A 15,605-nucleotide genomic window follows, 5' to 3' on the forward strand; every position below is an offset into this window, starting at 1 on the left:
ACGCAATCCACGTAAAACTTGGATTCCCCGTTGCTGCCGGTCTTGGATAGGCCGTGAATGTCTGTTTCAAAGCCAGGAAAGCGTTGATTGAAAGAACGGGCAAATTGCAGGTAACGTACGATGGTGGCATTGAAGCATTCTCCGGGAATCAGGAGCGGAATGCCGGGGGGGTAGGGGGTGAGAAGCACTGAAGTGATTCGCCCTTCCAGGTCATCGATCTCCACGCGTTCGGTTTCGCGGTGGGCCATGCGCGCAAAGGCATCGGCAGGCTTCATGGCGGGAACCATGTCGGACAGGTACATTTCCGTGGTCAGGCGCGCCACGTCGTTGGCCCGGTAAACTTCGTGAATCTGGTCAGACAGTTGGCGCAGCCCCCAGTTTTCGTAACGGGGATACTTGGCGACAAATTCTGGCAAGATGCGCCATAGGGGCTGGTTCTTGTCGTAATCGTCCTTGAATTGCTGCAATTCCGTAACCAGCGTGTTCCAGCGTCCCTTGGTGATACCAATGGTGAACATGATGAAGAAGGAGTAGAGCCCGGTTTTTTCGACGACGACTCCATGCTCGGCCAGATATTTGGTGACCACGGCGGCGGGAATTCCCATGTCGTGGAAGTCGCCATCCACATCGAGTCCGGGCGTGATGACCGTGGCCTTGATGGGATCCAGCATGTTGAAGCCGGGGGCCAGATTTCCAAAGCCATGCCAACGTTCACCGGGTTTGAGCATCCAGTCGCTGCGGTCCCCACCGCCTTCTTCTGCCAGATAGTCGGGACCCCATACCTTGAACCACCAGTCGGTTCCCCATTCCTCATCCACCTTGCGCATGGCGCGGCGGAAGTCGAGGGCTTCACTGATGGATTCTTCGAGCAATGCCGTTCCCCCGGGAGACTCCATCATGGCGGCTGCGACATCGCAGGAGGCAATGATGGCGTATTGCGGACTGGTGGACGTGTGCATGAGGTAGGCTTCATTGAAACAGTCCCGGTCCAACTTGCGCATTTGACTGTCCTGTACCAGGATCTGGGAGGCTTGGCTGAGACCGGCCAGCAATTTGTGGGTCGACTGGGTCGACATGACCATGGATTCATGACAGATGGGGCGATCTCGGCCGATGGCATGCATGTCCTTGTAGAAATCGCTGAAGGAGGCGTGCGGTAGCCAGGCCTCATCGAAATGCAGGGTGTCGATGAAACCATCCAGCAAATTCTTGATGGTTTCGACATTGTAGAGGATGCCATCATAGGTGCTTTGGGTCAGCGTCAATACGCGCGGCTGAACCGGACTATTCTGGGCGAAAGGATTGGCCGCGATCTTGCGTTGGATGTTTTCGGGTTTGAATTCCTCCAGGGGGATGGGGCCGATGATGCCGTAGTGATTGCGCGTAGGCATGAGAAATACGGGGATGGCCCCCGTCATGATGATGGCGTGGAGGATGGATTTGTGACAGTTTCGGTCTACGACCACGATATCGCCTGCCGCCACGGTGGAGTGCCATACGATCTTGTTGGAGGTGGAGGTGCCGTTGGTCACGAAAAACAGATGATCGGCATTGAAAATGCGTGCGGCATTGCGCTCTGAGGCCGCCACAGGGCCCGTATGGTCAAGCAGTTGCCCCAGTTCGTCCACCGCGTTGCAGACGTCGGCGCGGAGCATGTTTTCTCCAAAGAACTGGTGGAACATCTGTCCCACAGGGCTTTTCAGGAAAGCCACCCCGCCTGAATGTCCGGGACAGTGCCAGGAGTAGGAACCATCCGAGGCGTAGTGGGTGAGGGCGCGGAAAAAAGGTGGGGCGAGGGAATCCAGATAGACCCGTGCTTCCCGTGCGATATGGCGCGCCACAAATTCCGGGGTATCCTCGAAAAGGTGAATGAATCCGTGCAGTTCCTTCAACACGTCGTTGGGAATATGGCGGGAGGTACGTGTTTCGCCATAGAGAAATATGGGGATGTGGGCATTGCGCCAGCGAATTTCCTGGACGAAGGCACGCAGGTGACGCAATGCCGATTCCATTTCGCTGGGAGAACCCCCGCCAAACTCTTCGTCATCGATGGACAGTATGAACGTGGACGCACGACTTTGTTGCTGTGCGAAAGAGGCCATGTCCCCAAAACTGGTCACGCCCAACACTTCAAACCCTTCTTTTTGAATGGCATCTGCCAACGCTCGCACCCCAAGACCGCTGGTGTTTTCCGAACGAAAATCTTCATCGATGATGACCACGGGAAAACGAAACTTCATGGGGCCTCCGGAACAAGGGGTGGCTAGGGTAAAGGGTAGCGATTATAGCCCTTTTACTCCACGCTGTCGCAATGGGTTTGACATGAATGCCGACGAGGTTTCGAACTTCGTCACTCAAGATCTGGATCGATGCGCCAAAAACTTATCCAGTTGGTTGGCAAACGTTTTTCGGTCTGCGTGGGACAGGGGTGGGGGGCCACCCGTGGGTACACCACTGCCGCGTAATTGATCCATGAAATTCCGCAGGGTCAACAGAGCCTGGATTGTATCGAGGGTGTAAACCTCGCCGCGTGGATTGAGTGCGTGACCTCTTTTTGAGAGTACCTCGGCGGCCAGAGGAATATCGGCTGTGATGACCAGATCCCCAGGGTGCAGGGACCGGACGATTTCATTATCGGCCATGTCAAAACCGCGGGGCACCTGTCGCGCCAAAATATAAGGTGAGGTAGGGGTGCTCAACAAGGTGTTGGCCACGAAGGTCGTCAGGATCTTCACGCGGTCTGCAGCACGGAATAAAATATCCTTGATCACGACAGGGCACGCGTCTGCATCGACCCAAATGTTCATCTCAAGAAAAACTCTTCAAGGGAATTACAGCGACAGGAATGCTCTCAGAGGAATTTGAAAACAAAATTCCGCCATCCTGAATCAGACAATTGAGATCCATGGTGCGTTCAACCAGTTGAGCCAGTGCCTGACTGTCGGACAAAGGAAGATTGAAGACGGAGAGGTTGGAAAGTCGCCGGAGACGACTGCTCATTCCTGCCCACCAGAGCGGAACAGCACTGCCGCCATAGGCATAAATGATCACTCGTCGGGCCCGACCGCATGCCTTAAGCACGCGCTTTTCATCGGGTAGACCCACGTCGATCCACTCGTCGATGGCTCCCGTCAGGTCCTTTTTCCAGAGGTCTGGTTCCTCCTGATCGGCGGATCCGCCACGCGCAAATGTCAAGTATTCATGGGCATGGAGCGCAAACGCCAGCAGGCGCACCATCATACGTTCGTCGGTTTCAGAGGGGTGACGAGCAATCGTCAAGGTATGGGAAGCATAATATGACCGATCCATATCGGATATTTGCAAATTGACCTTGAAGATAGTGGACTTGAGCGCCATGAATCGATGAATTCCGCTGAACGTAATGATAAGGAAGAGAAGATGTTTGGTGGCCTGTCGGCCAAGCTGGGGCAAGCAGAAGGTTCAACTTCAGGAGTGACCTGAAACATTCCTCACACCCTACGGCCCTGCATCAATCTGTTGAGGATGCCTGGTTTCGAAAAGTACGGATGGATTCTTAAAGTTTAACTTCTGATTGTAGCACAAATAGACCATGATCTATGCCGCTCCTGCAGGGTCTGGCAGGAGACAATCAATGGACGGATGGGTTGCCGGAAGTCGGGTCTGCCTGCAATTCATGCGACATGATTTTTTCTGCCTTCCCGAGGAAAGGAAAGATCGCTTCTTTACGAAATCTTTATATCGCTGCTTCGAGGCTTTACCCCATTTTGATCTACTGGTTCCTAGAATGGGTACGACTGGAACTCACTGGGAGAATTTCTATGGATCTGTTCTATCTTGCGCTCACTGTGGCGGTCTTTGGTTTGTCGGTATTGCTGGTTTACGGTTGCGAAAAATTACGGAGGTCGACATGACTTGGGTCTATTTTGTTGCAGGGGGTGTGGTGGTTGGTTTACTCATCTATCTGGTCATTGCCCTACTTAAACCGGAGTTATTCTGATGACAATCAACGGACTATTTCAAATCGTCCTGCTGCTGGGCGTGCTGTTTTTGCTGGTGAAACCCTTGGGAGGGTATATGGCCCGAATCTACGAGGGGAATCTGCCCTCGTTTATGCGCTGGCTTTCACCCCTGGAAAATTTCTTTTATCGTATGTGTGGGGTGAATCCCAGCCAGGAAATGCGCTGGACCAGTTATGCCCTGGGGGTTCTGTGGTTCAGTTTGCTGGGGGTGATGACCGTGTATGCCCTGCAGCGGTTGCAAGGGATTCTGCCCTTGAATCCCCAGGGTTTGGGTGCCGTGAGCCCGGATTCATCCTTCAATACCGCCATCAGTTTTGTGTCCAATACCAACTGGCAGGGATATGCAGGAGAATCCACGCTGAGTTATCTCACGCAGATGTTTGCTTTGGCTGTGCAGAACTTTTTCTCGGCAGCTACCGGGATGGCGGTGGTGATTGCCTTGATCCGGGGATTTGCCCGACATTCGGTGGAGACCATTGGCAACTTTTGGGTGGACATGACGCGCAGCACCCTGTATGTCCTGTTGCCTCTGTCCTTGGTGCTGGCCTTGGTTCTGGTAAGTCAGGGAGTGGTGCAAAACTTTTCTCCCTATCCGGTGGTTCAGACCGTGGAGACCACTACCTATGACAACCCCTCGCTGGATGCCTCCGGAAATCCCCTCAAAGATGCTGCTGGTAACCCGGTGACGGTGAAAACCACCACTCAGGAGCAAACGCTTCCGCTGGGGCCTGTAGCCTCCCAAGAAGCCATCAAAGAACTGGGAACCAACGGGGGAGGTTTCTTCAATGCCAACTCGGCGCATCCCTATGAAAATCCTACGCCCCTGACCAACTTTCTAGAAATGTTGGCAATTCTCTTGATTCCTGCGGCGCTGTGTTACACCTTCGGAGCCATGGTGGGGGATATCCGTCAGGGTTGGACGCTTCTGGCTACCATGACTCTGATATTTACGATCATGCTGGCTGTGGCGGAATACGGCGAAACCTCTGGCAACCCTGCCTTTGCCTCCCTGGGGGTCAACCAACAGGCTTCCGCCGCGCAGTCCGGAGGGAACATGGAAGGGAAGGAAACGCGCTTCGGCATCGTCAATTCGGCCCTCTTTGCCACGGTGACCACCTCGACTTCCTGTGGTGCCGTGAATGCCATGCATGATTCCTTTACGCCGCTGGGGGGGTTGGTGCCGCTGGCCAACATCCAGTTGGGTGAAGTGGTTTTTGGGGGAGTGGGTTCCGGTCTCTATGGCATGCTTATTTACGCCGTGATTGCGGTGTTCATTGCGGGCTTGATGATCGGAAGAACGCCTGAATATCTGGGCAAGAAGATCGAGGCCTTCGATATCAAAATGGCATCGCTCACCATTCTGATTCCACCACTGCTGATTCTGGTTGGGACAGCGCTGGCCGTGATGATGGAGGCTGGAAAGAGCGGAGTGGCAAACCCTGGTGCCCATGGATTCTCTGAAATTCTCTATGCATTTTCTTCAGCCGCAGGGAATAACGGGAGTGCCTTTGCCGGACTGTCTGCCAACACGCCCTTCTACAACCTTGCCCTGGGGGTGGTCATGTTCTTCGGACGCTTCTGGCTGATCCTGCCCGTACTGGCTCTGGCCGGTTCGCTGGCCAGCAAGAAACGGATCCCCGTGGGTGCTGGCACCCTTCCTACCCACACCCCGCTCTTCGTTCTGTTATTGATAGGCACGGTGCTTCTGGTGGGGGCACTGACCTTCGTCCCGGCGTTGGGTTTGGGTCCTGTCGTGGAACATTTGACCATGGTTGGGGCACATTAGGAGAATCAAGATGAACGACCAAACGAAATCCTTTTCCTTTTTTGATCGAAAGTTGCTGCGTGTGGCTTGTGTGGATTCGTTCCGCAAACTGTCTCCCGTGCAACAAATGAAGAACCCGGTGATGTTCGTAGTCTGGGTAGGCAGCATACTGACTACGATCTTGTACCTTCAGGCATTGAATGGGAAGGGTGAAGCACCCGCCGGGTTCATTTTGGCCGTGACCCTTTGGCTATGGTTCACCGTGCTCTTCGCCAATTTTGCCGAAGCCGTTGCCGAAGGACGCAGCAAGGCACAGGCAGCGTCTCTGCGTCAGGCTCGACGCGACATTCTGTCCAAAAAACTGACGGAGCCCAAGCAGGGTTCTCCGTGGTTCCCGGTGGCGAGCAGTGATTTGCGCCGGGGGGACGTGGTCCTGGTGGAAGCCGGAGATATGGTCCCCGCCGATGGCGAGGTCGTCGAAGGCGTGGCATCGGTGAATGAAAGCGCCATTACGGGGGAATCGGCGCCCGTGATCCGGGAGTCTGGGGGGGATTTCAATGCGGTGACCGGCGGGACGACGGTGCTGTCGGACTGGTTGATCGTGCAGGTGACTTCCAATCCTGGTGAAAGTTTTCTGGATCGCATGATTGCCATGGTGGAGGGGGCCAAGCGCCAGAAGACCCCTAATGAAATTGCGCTTACCATCCTGTTGGTGGCCATGACTCTCATATTTTTGTTGGCCACGGTCACCTTGTTACCTTTTTCGATGTACAGTGTTGAAGTGGCCAAGTTGGGGCAACCCGTTACCATTACTGTTCTGGTGGCTTTATTGGTGTGCCTGATTCCTACCACCATTGGCGGGTTATTGTCGGCCATTGGGGTGGCGGGCATGGGGCGCATGATGCAGAAGAATGTCATTGCAACCTCAGGTCGGGCGGTGGAGGCAGCAGGGGATGTGGATGTTCTGCTTCTGGATAAGACCGGGACGATTACCTTGGGAAACCGTCAGGCCTCGACATTCATTCCGGCTCAAGGGGTGAAGGAAAGCGAACTGGCTGATGTTGCCCAACTGGCTTCCCTGGCGGACGAGACCCCGGAGGGCCGTTCCATTGTGGTCCTGGCAAAGCAGAAGTTTGGTCTGCGGGAGCGGGATATCCATGCGTTGGGGGCCACCTTCGTTCCCTTTTCGGCACAAACCCGCATGAGTGGCGTGAACCTGGGGACACGTCAGGTGCGCAAGGGTGCGGCGGATGCCGTGAAGAAATATCTGGATGCACTCGGGTCCTCCTATCCCGAGGCAGTCTCTCGCCAGGTGGATGAAGTGGCACGGCGGGGCAGTACCCCTTTGGTGGTGGTGGATGGGGTGCGCGTGATGGGTGTAGTGGAACTCAAGGACATTGTCAAGGGCGGCATCAAGGAGCGTTTTGCCGAATTACGTCGCATGGGCATCAAGACAGTAATGATTACTGGAGATAACCGTTTGACGGCAGCAGCCATCGCGGCAGAGGCGGGGGTGGATGACTTTCTGGCAGAAGCCACTCCGGAAGCCAAATTGGCTTTGATTCGTCAGTATCAGGCCGAGGGTAGATTGGTGGCCATGACCGGAGACGGTACCAACGATGCGCCGGCTCTGGCTCAGTCTGATGTGGCAGTGGCCATGAACACAGGCACGCAGGCTGCCAAGGAAGCCGGTAACATGGTGGATCTGGATTCTAACCCCACCAAACTGATCGAGATTGTGGAAACCGGCAAACAGATGCTCATGACCCGCGGAGCACTGACAACCTTCTCCATTGCTAATGATGTGGCCAAGTATTTTGCCATCATTCCAGCTGCCTTCGTGACTACCTATCCGGCCTTGGGTGCTCTCAATGTAATGGGACTGACCACGCCAGCCAGTGCCATCCTGTCTGCCGTGATCTTCAATGCCCTGGTGATCGTGGCGCTTATTCCTCTGGCACTGAAAGGGGTGAAGTATCGGGCGGTGGGTGCAGCGACACTATTAAGAAATAACCTGCTGATTTATGGCGCAGGGGGGATCATCGTGCCGTTTATCGGCATCAAGATGATTGATATGGTCTTGGCGGCCCTGGGTTGGGTCTAAGGAGAAGTTAATCATGTGGAAAGAATTGCGTCCTGCTATTGTCAGTTTTGTGGTTTTGAGTGTGGTCACCGGGCTTCTTTATCCCTGGGTAGTTACAGGGTTGGCTCAGGCCCTGTTTCCAAGCCAAGCTAACGGGAGTTTGATAATCAAAAAAGGTCGCCCCGTGGGTTCTGAGTGGATTGGTCAATCCTTCGCCGATCCTGGCCATTTCTGGGGCAGACCCTCGGCTACCGGTCCCATGCCTTATAATGGATTGGCTTCCGGCGGTTCCAATCTGGGGCCGACCAACCCGGCTCTGATGGATGCCGTCAAGGCAAGGGTCCAGGCCCTCAGGGCAGTTGATCCCGAGAATACCCGGCCAGTTCCCGTGGATTTGGTGACGGCTTCTGCCAGCGGGCTGGATCCTCAGATCAGTCCGGCTGCCGCAGACTATCAGATTGCGCGGGTGGCGCGGGTGCGGGGTTTGAAGACCGATCAGGTGCAGGCCTTGGTGACCCGGTTTGTCGAGGGGCGCCAGTTCGGGGTACTGGGTGAAGCGCGGGTCAATGTATTGAAACTCAATCTGGCGCTGGATGAACTGACGCACGCGCCGTGACTGTCCTGGAGAATCCTGCCACATGACCGAAATACAACGTCCCGATCCCGATGCCCTGCTGGGGCACATCCAGGCTGAGGAGAATCGGGCCAAGCGGGGCAAGTTGAAGGTATTTTTCGGCGCCTGCGCCGGGGTGGGCAAGACCTATGCCATGTTATCGGCAGCCCACCAACAGCGTGCCCAGGGCGTGGATGTGGTAGTGGGTGTCGTGGAGACTCATGGCCGGGCGGATACCATGGTTCTGCTGAAGGATCTGGAAACATTGCCCCTCAAGGAAATCGAATACCGTCACCACCTGCTCAGGGAATTCGATCTGGAGGGGGCTCTGGCCCGCAATCCCACCCTGATCCTGATGGATGAACTGGCGCATACCAATGCCCAGGGCTGCCTTCATTCCAAACGTTGGCAGGATGTGGAAGAGTTGCTGGAGGCAGGCATCCATGTCTTTACCACGGTGAACGTGCAGCATCTGGAGAGTTTGAACGACGTGGTGGGGGGGATCACCGGGGTCCGGGTTTGGGAAACGGTGCCTGATCATGTTTTCGATGAAGCCGACGAAGTCATGCTGGTGGATTTGCCTCCCGAGGAACTGCTCCAGCGCCTCAAGGAAGGAAAGATCTATCTGCCCCATCAGGCAGAGCGTGCCATTCGCAACTTCTTTCGCAAGGGGAACCTCATTGCCCTGCGCGAACTGTCTCTACGGCGCACGGCCGACCGTGTGGACGGTGAAATGCGCGCCTATCGGCGTACCAAGGCGGTGCAGTCGATCTGGCAGACGCGCGAATCCTTGCTGGTATGTGTGGGACCAGGGCAGGGCAGCGAGCGGGTGATTCGCAGTGCAGCCCGCCTGGCTGCTCAAATGGAGGTGGCGTGGCATGCCATTTATGTAGAAACTCCCCGGCTCCAGCGTTTGCCCAAAAGAACCCGGGAACAGATTCTCCGGACTCTGAAATTGGCCAAGGATCTGGGGGCAGAAACCGCCACCCTGCCTGCAGAAGATGCGGCGGTAGTGACCGTGGCTTATGCTCGGGAACATAATCTGACCAAAGTAGTGCTGGGGCGGGACCTCGAACGTCACTTCTGGCGTCGTTCCTTTGCCGAGCGGATCAGCCGGCTGGCCACCGATCTGGACATTGTCCAGGTCGCTCGTAACCAGCGCGATCCTGGTGAACCCGATGCAAAAATCCTGGCACTGTTCTTTACCCAGGAGCATTCGCGCTGGCCTTCCTATGCCAAAAGCGTGGCCCTGTGCGTACTTGTCACGCTCCTGGCGACGCCCCTGCGTCATTGGCTGGAACTGACCAACATTGTCATGATCTTCCTGCTGGTGGTCATGGGCGTGGCGCTGCGCCTGGGAAGAGGCCCCGCGGTGCTGGCCGCTTTTCTCAGCGTGGCTTTTTTTGATTTCTTTTTTGTTCCGCCCCGCTTTTCCTTCGCAGTGAGTGATGTGCAATACCTGCTCACTTTCATGGTCATGCTGAGTGTTGCCCTGGTGATTGCCCAATTGATGGCCAATCTGCGTTATCAGGCCCGAGTGGCCATGAATCGGGAACGACGGGCCCGGGCGCTGTACGAGGCAGCCCGGGATTTGTCGGCTACCCTGATGCCCGGGCAAATTGCCGAGATTTGCGCTCGCTTTGCGGACAATGTCCTGGGGGCCAAAACCGGATTACTCCTGATGGACAATGAAAATCATCTGCAGGAGCCGGTGCCGGTCGAGGGAGCCTTGACGACAGTGGATACGGGTATCGCGCAATGGTCCTTCGATCATGGGGAACCCGCCGGTCTGGGGACAGATACCCTGGCGGCATCCCCGGTGTTTTATCTCCCGCTCAAGGCACCCATGCGCACGCGCGGGGTGCTGGCCATCGAGCCTCGCCAGAGTCACTGGTTACAGGCGCCAGAACAACGGCGCCTGCTGGATACCTTTGCCTCGTTGGCCGCCATCGCCATCGAGCGGATCCATTACGTGGATGTGGCCCAGGAAGCTTTGGTGAAGATGGAGTCGGAACGCTTGCGCAACTCGGTCCTGTCTGTCCTGTCCCATGATTTGCGCACGCCTCTGACAGCGTTGGTGGGGTTGTCCGATACCTTGGGTCTGGAATCTCTGTCCGGGCCCCAGCAGGAGGCTGTCCGGGCGATTCATGACGAAGCCGTGCGCATGGGCGCCCTGGTGAACAATCTGCTGGACATGGCCCGTCTGCAATCCGGTGAAGTGAAATTGAAACGGGAGTGGCAGTTGGTGGAAGAAGTGATCGGCAGTGCGCTCAAGGCGTCGACGGGGGCCCTGGCCGGACGGGAAGTGCGGGTGGAATTGCCGGAAGACTTGCCCTTCGTCGAATTCGATGCCGTCCTCATCGAACGTGTATTATGCAATCTGCTGGAGAACGCCGGAAAATACACGGAGCCCCAGGCACATATCGTGATTCGGGCCCGGTGTACGGACCGGACCCTGGACATTTCGGTTTGTGACGATGGGCAGGGCTTTCCCATTGGAACGGAGGATACCTTGTTCGATAAGTTTACTCGAGGTCGTGCGGAATCTGCGGTGTCGGGCGTGGGACTTGGTCTCGCCATCTGTCGGGCGATCATTGCCGCGCATCAGGGACGGATTTGGGCAGAACACGAAGTCCCTCGGGGTGCGCGTTTCACCTTCTCGCTTCCCCTGGGCACGCCGCCGGACCTTTCCGTACCGCCGGAGGTTGAGGGATGACCGAAACCGTGGTGATCCTGGTGGAAGATGAGCGGCAGATCCGTCGTTTCGTGCGCTCTGCCCTGGAATCCGAGGGCTGCCAGGTCATCGAGGCGGTGACCGGTGAGCGCGGCCTGATCGAAGCCGGGACCCGCAAACCTGATCTGGTGATTCTGGATCTGGGACTGCCCGACCGGGAAGGGGTGGAGGTGCTGCGGGATTTGCGCAATTGGTCGCAGGTTCCGGTCATCATCCTCTCTGCACGGTCGAACGAAGAGGATAAGATCGCTGCGCTGGATGCAGGGGCTGACGATTACCTGACCAAACCCTTCGGCGTCGGCGAGTTGCTGGCAAGGGTGCGCGCGCAACTTCGGCGCCACAGCCTGTCAGGGGAGACGGGGCAATCCGAGATCGGATTTGGACGGATTCGGGTGGATCGGGTCAAACGCCTGGTCACGACCCAGGAAGGGGAGAGTATCCATCTGACCTCCATTGAATACCGTTTGCTGGCCTATCTGCTGGCCCACCCAGGAAAGGTGCTGACCCATCGCGAGTTACTGCGCGAAGTCTGGGGCCCTACCCATGTGGAAAGCGCCCATTACCTGCGGGTCTACATGGGCAACTTGCGCAAGAAACTGGAGCGGGATCCGGCCCGGCCCGACTTTCTGTTGACGGAGAGCGGGCTGGGTTACCGCTTCAAACCCTGACCCTGCCGCTCAGAATGGAATGGCTTGACAGCCATTTTCATCACACCTCAGATATCCCCCCTTGCGGCTGTTCCAGTCAGTGAGGACCCAACGTTCGCAGGTATTGTCGTCGAGCCGGTAAGTATGGCGGGCAGGACGGTGTGTATGGCCATGGATCAGACGCGGGTAATCGTTCTTGCGCAATAACTCGATCACGGCCTGGAGGGTCACGTCCATGATGGCCATGGTCTTTTTCTTTTTGGCCTGGGTACTCATGGTGGTGGCTTCCTGAGCGATCTTGTACCGTTCTTCGAGGGGCAGGGTCATGACCTTGCGTTGCCAGGTCACCGAACGGACCTGCTTGCGCCATGCCTGATAGGCCTCATCTTCCGTGCACAACTGGTCGCCGTGGGTGAGCAAGGTGCGAACCCCATCCTCCAGAATAAGGATGGTGGGGTCTGCCAGATGGGTGGCACCACAGGCCTTGGCAAACTTGTTGCCGAGCAGGAAGTCACGGTTACCGTGCAGATAGAACAGTTGGGTCCCCTGTTGGGTCAATGCCGCGAGGGCATTCACCACCTTCTGGTTGAAGGGCGAAGGAATATCGTCATCGCCCACCCAGGTTTCGAACAGGTCGCCCAGAATATACAGGGCCGTGGCTTCACGTGCCGGCCCTTCCAGAAAGTTCTGAAACTTCTGGAAGAGTTTGGGCGAAGACGGCGAGAGATGCAGGTCTGCGATGAAAAGGGAATGGGACACGGTGGCTTACATGACCTCCGCACGTTCGATGAGGACGTCTTCCTGAGGCACATCACCATGTCCCAGACGGTTGCCGGTGGGCACCCCCTTGATGCGATCCACGATGTCCTGTCCCTCGGTAACCCGGGCAAAGACGCAGTAACCGAACCCGTTGCGATTGGATGCGGTGTAGTCGAGAAAATGGTTGTCCTTGACGTTGATGAAGAACTGGGCGGTGGCCGAATGCGGGTCAGAGGTGCGGGCCATGGCCACCGTGTAACAGAGGTTGGAAAGACCGTTGGCTGCTTCATTTTCGATGGGGGCGCGGGTTTCCTTCTGTTTCATGCCCGGCGCAAATCCCCCTCCCTGGATCATGAAGCCATCGATGACCCGATGGAAGAGGGTGTTGTCATAAAAGCCATCGCGCACATAAGACAGGAAGTTGTCGGTGGTCTTGGGGGCTTTTTCAGCATCGAGGGTGAGAACGATATCACCGAAATTGGTTTTGAGGCGGACCATAGAGAACTCCATCAGTTAAGTTTGTCGGCCTTGAGTTTCAAGGGACGATTGGTCGGATTCAGTTTCAGGGCCTGGGCGTAGGAACGACGCGCCAGGGCAAGGTAGACATCGCCCAGGTTTTCAAAGGCGATGGCATAGTTGGGTTGGGAAGCCACGCCTTTTTCCAGGATGGCACGTGCATCATCGAGCTGTCCCTGAGCGGCGTAGAGGGCGCCCAGATTGTTATAGGGTGCGCCCATTTCGGGGAAACGTTCGGTCAGGTTCTTGAGGATGACGATGGCCTCATCCTTGCGTTTCAACTGGGTCAAGGCCACCGCCTTGAGAAACAGGACATCGCCGTCATCGGGTTGTTCTTCGAGAGAGCGGTTGGCCAACGTCAGGGCTTGTTGCGGATGATGGTCATGCAACAGGGATTGCAACACCAAAGGGACATGGGGCGGCAGGGGGGCTTCTGACGGCGGAGCGGAGGATGTGCTAGGATGCGCATCGTTGCCGGTTTGCAGCACGGGGGCGGGCGTACTCGTTCCGGTATTTTCTGCGCCTGTCGCGCACACCCCTTGCTCGCACCACAGGGCGATGGAAAGGGAAAGGACCAGAAACCGGAGCGTCATGGGTTGAAATAGAAGGTGAACTGTGTAACCCCAAATTCTATCAATTCAACGCGTTGCTGACTAGACCTTTTGTCAGGATCTATCGATTTTTTTGAGTTGGCGGTTATATTCATGCTGAATCTGTTCAATACGCTTACCCGTCGGACCGAGCCTTTTGTCCCCATCGAGCCTGGTCAGGTTCGCCTGTATGTTTGTGGCATGACGGTATATGACCGCTGTCACCTGGGCCATGGACGCATGCTCGTCAACTTTGACGTGCTCTATCGCTGGTTGCGGGCATCTGGTTATGCGGTCACCTATGTGCGCAACATTACCGACATCGATGACAAGATCATCGGGCGGGCGGCACAAAACGGGGAATCCATTCAGTCCTTGACCGAGCGCATGATCCTGGCCATGCACGAAGATCTGGCCCGCCTGCAGGTGCTGCCGCCGACCCATGAACCCCGCGCGACCGAACATGTTCCTGGCATGATCCGGTTGATCGAAACCCTGATTCAGAAAGGATTGGCTTACCCGGGACAGAATGGGGACGTCTACTATTCGGTGCGGGACTTTCCCGACTACGGCAAGTTATCCGGCAAGTCCCTCGAGGATCTGCGGGCAGGCGAGCGCGTGGCGAGGGATGAGTTCAAGCGCGATCCCCTTGATTTCGTTCTGTGGAAGAGTGCAAAGCCCGGTGAGCCTCGGTGGCCTTCTCCCTGGGGGGAAGGACGACCGGGATGGCACATCGAATGCTCGGTGATGAGCGAGTGCTTTTTGGGTGCCCATTTCGACATTCACGGAGGCGGTCACGATCTGCAATTCCCGCACCATGAAAACGAAATCGCTCAAAGCGAGGGAGCCCATGGACACGCCTTCGTCAATGTGTGGATGCACAACGGCTTTTTGCGGGTGAATGACGAAAAGATGTCCAAATCCCTGGGTAATTTCTTTACCCTGGCCGATATCTTTGAAAAATTCCACCCGGAAGTGGTGCGCTTCTTTCTTCTGCGCGGGCATTACCGCAGCCCGCTCAATTATACCGATGGCCATCTGGAGGATGCCCGGCAGGGGTTGAATACCCTCTATACGGTGTTGCGTGAGTACCCCACGATTCCGGGCAAGGCCCCGGACTGGAATGGGGTGGCTGAAGGAGCCTTTCGGCACGCGCTGGACGATGACCTGAACACGCCGGAAGCCGTGGCCGTCCTCTTTGGTTTGGCCCATGATGCCCATCGGGGCGAGGTGGGGGCAGCCCAACGCCTGCATGCTCTGGCAGAGGTACTGGGGTTGTTGAGTAGCGACCCGGTCGAGTGGTTCCAGAAGGGGGCCGGTTTGACCATCGTTCCGTCAGGGGATGAAGACCAGGCGCGTATCGAGGCATTGGTGGCGCAACGGCAGGCGGCGCGGGCGCGGAAGGATTTTGCAACCGCCGACCAGATTCGTCAGGCTCTTCTGGCAGAAGGGATCGTTCTCGAGGATAAGGGAGAAGTCACCCAGTGGCGGCGATCCTGACCGGTTCAGCCCCCGTCCTGATTGGGGGCTGAACAACTGCGTCGGGTTCAGGTCTGGAAGAAGTCGCGCACCTTGTCCATGAAACTCTTGGTGCGGGGACTGTGGGTATCGTTGCCGCGGGTTCCTTGCTCCAGTTGGCGCAGCAACTCCTTTTGGGCCTCGGTCAGTTTGACCGGGGTTTCCACGACCACGTGGCACATCAGGTCGCCCTGGCCCCCTCCACGCAGCGCTTTGATCCCCTTGGCACGCAGGCGAAAAATCTGACCGGTCTGGGTTTCGGCGGGGATTTTCAGTTTGGCCTGACCTTCCAGAGTGGGAATCTCGATTTCTCCCCCCAGAGCGGCGACGGCGAAACTGATGGGCATTTCGCAATGCAGATCCGTACCCTCGCGCTGGA

The 15,605-nt window shown here is 56.6% G+C and carries 15 protein-coding genes; 8 read left to right on the top strand and 7 right to left on the bottom strand.

What is annotated here, in order from left to right; all coding sequences use genetic code 11:
• From M6F29_RS09500 to M6F29_RS09510, 3 genes are all read right to left on the bottom strand, one after another.
• A partial coding sequence (locus M6F29_RS09500; RefSeq protein ID WP_298159021.1) for an arginine/lysine/ornithine decarboxylase occupies nucleotides 1-2,240 on the bottom strand: 2,240 nt, incomplete at its 3' end.
• Between the two features lie 114 nt (nucleotides 2,241-2,354).
• Nucleotides 2,355-2,807 (bottom strand): YaiI/YqxD family protein, encoded by a 453-nt coding sequence (locus M6F29_RS09505; RefSeq protein ID WP_297479136.1) that lies wholly within the window; start codon nucleotides 2,805-2,807, stop codon nucleotides 2,355-2,357.
• A gap of 1 nt (nucleotide 2,808) precedes the next feature.
• Entirely contained in the window at nucleotides 2,809-3,357 is a 549-nt protein-coding gene (locus tag M6F29_RS09510; RefSeq protein WP_366525990.1) for a YaeQ family protein, read from the bottom strand.
• On the opposite strand from M6F29_RS09510, the gene M6F29_RS09515 reads away from it, so the two are divergent.
• The 7 genes from M6F29_RS09515 to kdpE all read left to right on the top strand — a co-directional run bounded on the left by M6F29_RS09515 (nucleotide 3,319) and on the right by kdpE (nucleotide 11,864).
• Nucleotides 3,319-3,462 carry a hypothetical protein gene (locus M6F29_RS09515; protein ID WP_298159027.1) on the top strand — a complete coding sequence of 48 codons (144 nt, stop codon included), beginning with the start codon at nucleotides 3,319-3,321 and terminating at the stop codon, nucleotides 3,460-3,462. The genes M6F29_RS09510 and M6F29_RS09515 overlap by 39 nt on opposite strands.
• Before the next feature lie 151 nt (nucleotides 3,463-3,613).
• Nucleotides 3,614-3,979 carry a potassium-transporting ATPase subunit F gene (locus tag M6F29_RS09520; RefSeq protein WP_297453931.1) on the top strand — a complete coding sequence of 122 codons (366 nt, stop codon included), beginning with the start codon at nucleotides 3,614-3,616 and terminating at the stop codon, nucleotides 3,977-3,979.
• Complete coding sequence (gene kdpA / locus M6F29_RS09525) at nucleotides 3,979-5,787, top strand: potassium-transporting ATPase subunit KdpA (protein ID WP_298159030.1); 1,809 nt, start codon at nucleotides 3,979-3,981, stop codon at nucleotides 5,785-5,787. The genes M6F29_RS09520 and kdpA overlap by 1 nt, the downstream gene beginning before the upstream one ends.
• 10 nt (nucleotides 5,788-5,797) lie before the next feature.
• On the top strand, nucleotides 5,798-7,870 hold the full coding sequence (gene kdpB, locus M6F29_RS09530; protein WP_297479141.1) for a potassium-transporting ATPase subunit KdpB: 2,073 nt from the start codon (nucleotides 5,798-5,800) through the stop codon (nucleotides 7,868-7,870).
• 13 nt (nucleotides 7,871-7,883) lie between these two features.
• A complete protein-coding gene (gene kdpC / locus M6F29_RS09535) occupies nucleotides 7,884-8,465 on the top strand; it encodes a potassium-transporting ATPase subunit KdpC (protein ID WP_297479142.1) in 582 nt (193 codons plus the stop codon).
• A 22-nt stretch (nucleotides 8,466-8,487) separates the two neighbouring features.
• Complete coding sequence (gene kdpD, locus M6F29_RS09540) at nucleotides 8,488-11,178, top strand: two-component system sensor histidine kinase KdpD (RefSeq protein WP_298159033.1); 2,691 nt, start codon at nucleotides 8,488-8,490, stop codon at nucleotides 11,176-11,178.
• Complete coding sequence (gene kdpE / locus M6F29_RS09545) at nucleotides 11,175-11,864, top strand: two-component system response regulator KdpE (RefSeq protein WP_298159036.1); 690 nt, start codon at nucleotides 11,175-11,177, stop codon at nucleotides 11,862-11,864. The genes kdpD and kdpE overlap by 4 nt, the downstream gene beginning before the upstream one ends.
• A gap of 9 nt (nucleotides 11,865-11,873) precedes the next feature.
• Here kdpE and M6F29_RS09550 read toward each other — a convergent pair whose 3' ends face one another.
• The 3 genes from M6F29_RS09550 to M6F29_RS09560 are packed head-to-tail and all read right to left on the bottom strand — an operon-like array spanning nucleotide 11,874 to nucleotide 13,711.
• Nucleotides 11,874-12,602 (bottom strand): UDP-2,3-diacylglucosamine diphosphatase, encoded by a 729-nt coding sequence (locus tag M6F29_RS09550; protein ID WP_297453916.1) that lies wholly within the window; start codon nucleotides 12,600-12,602, stop codon nucleotides 11,874-11,876.
• A 6-nt stretch (nucleotides 12,603-12,608) separates the two neighbouring features.
• Complete coding sequence (locus M6F29_RS09555; RefSeq protein ID WP_297453914.1) at nucleotides 12,609-13,100, bottom strand: peptidylprolyl isomerase; 492 nt, start codon at nucleotides 13,098-13,100, stop codon at nucleotides 12,609-12,611.
• 11 nt (nucleotides 13,101-13,111) lie between these two features.
• Nucleotides 13,112-13,711, bottom strand: coding sequence for a tetratricopeptide repeat protein (locus tag M6F29_RS09560; protein ID WP_298159040.1), 600 nt, complete (start codon nucleotides 13,709-13,711; stop codon nucleotides 13,112-13,114).
• 111 nt (nucleotides 13,712-13,822) lie between these two features.
• Between M6F29_RS09560 and cysS the strand changes: the two genes are divergently transcribed.
• Nucleotides 13,823-15,208, top strand: coding sequence for a cysteine--tRNA ligase (gene cysS, locus M6F29_RS09565; RefSeq protein WP_298159043.1), 1,386 nt, complete (start codon nucleotides 13,823-13,825; stop codon nucleotides 15,206-15,208).
• Between the two features lie 47 nt (nucleotides 15,209-15,255).
• On the opposite strand, the gene M6F29_RS09570 is transcribed toward cysS, so the two are convergent.
• Nucleotides 15,256-15,605, bottom strand: a 350-nt coding sequence (locus tag M6F29_RS09570) for a DnaJ C-terminal domain-containing protein (protein WP_298159046.1), incomplete at its 5' end; no start/stop codon positions are given.

It is taken from the genome of Ferrovum sp., assembly GCF_027317285.1.
Taxonomy (GTDB): domain Bacteria; phylum Pseudomonadota; class Gammaproteobacteria; order Burkholderiales; family Ferrovaceae; genus Ferrovum.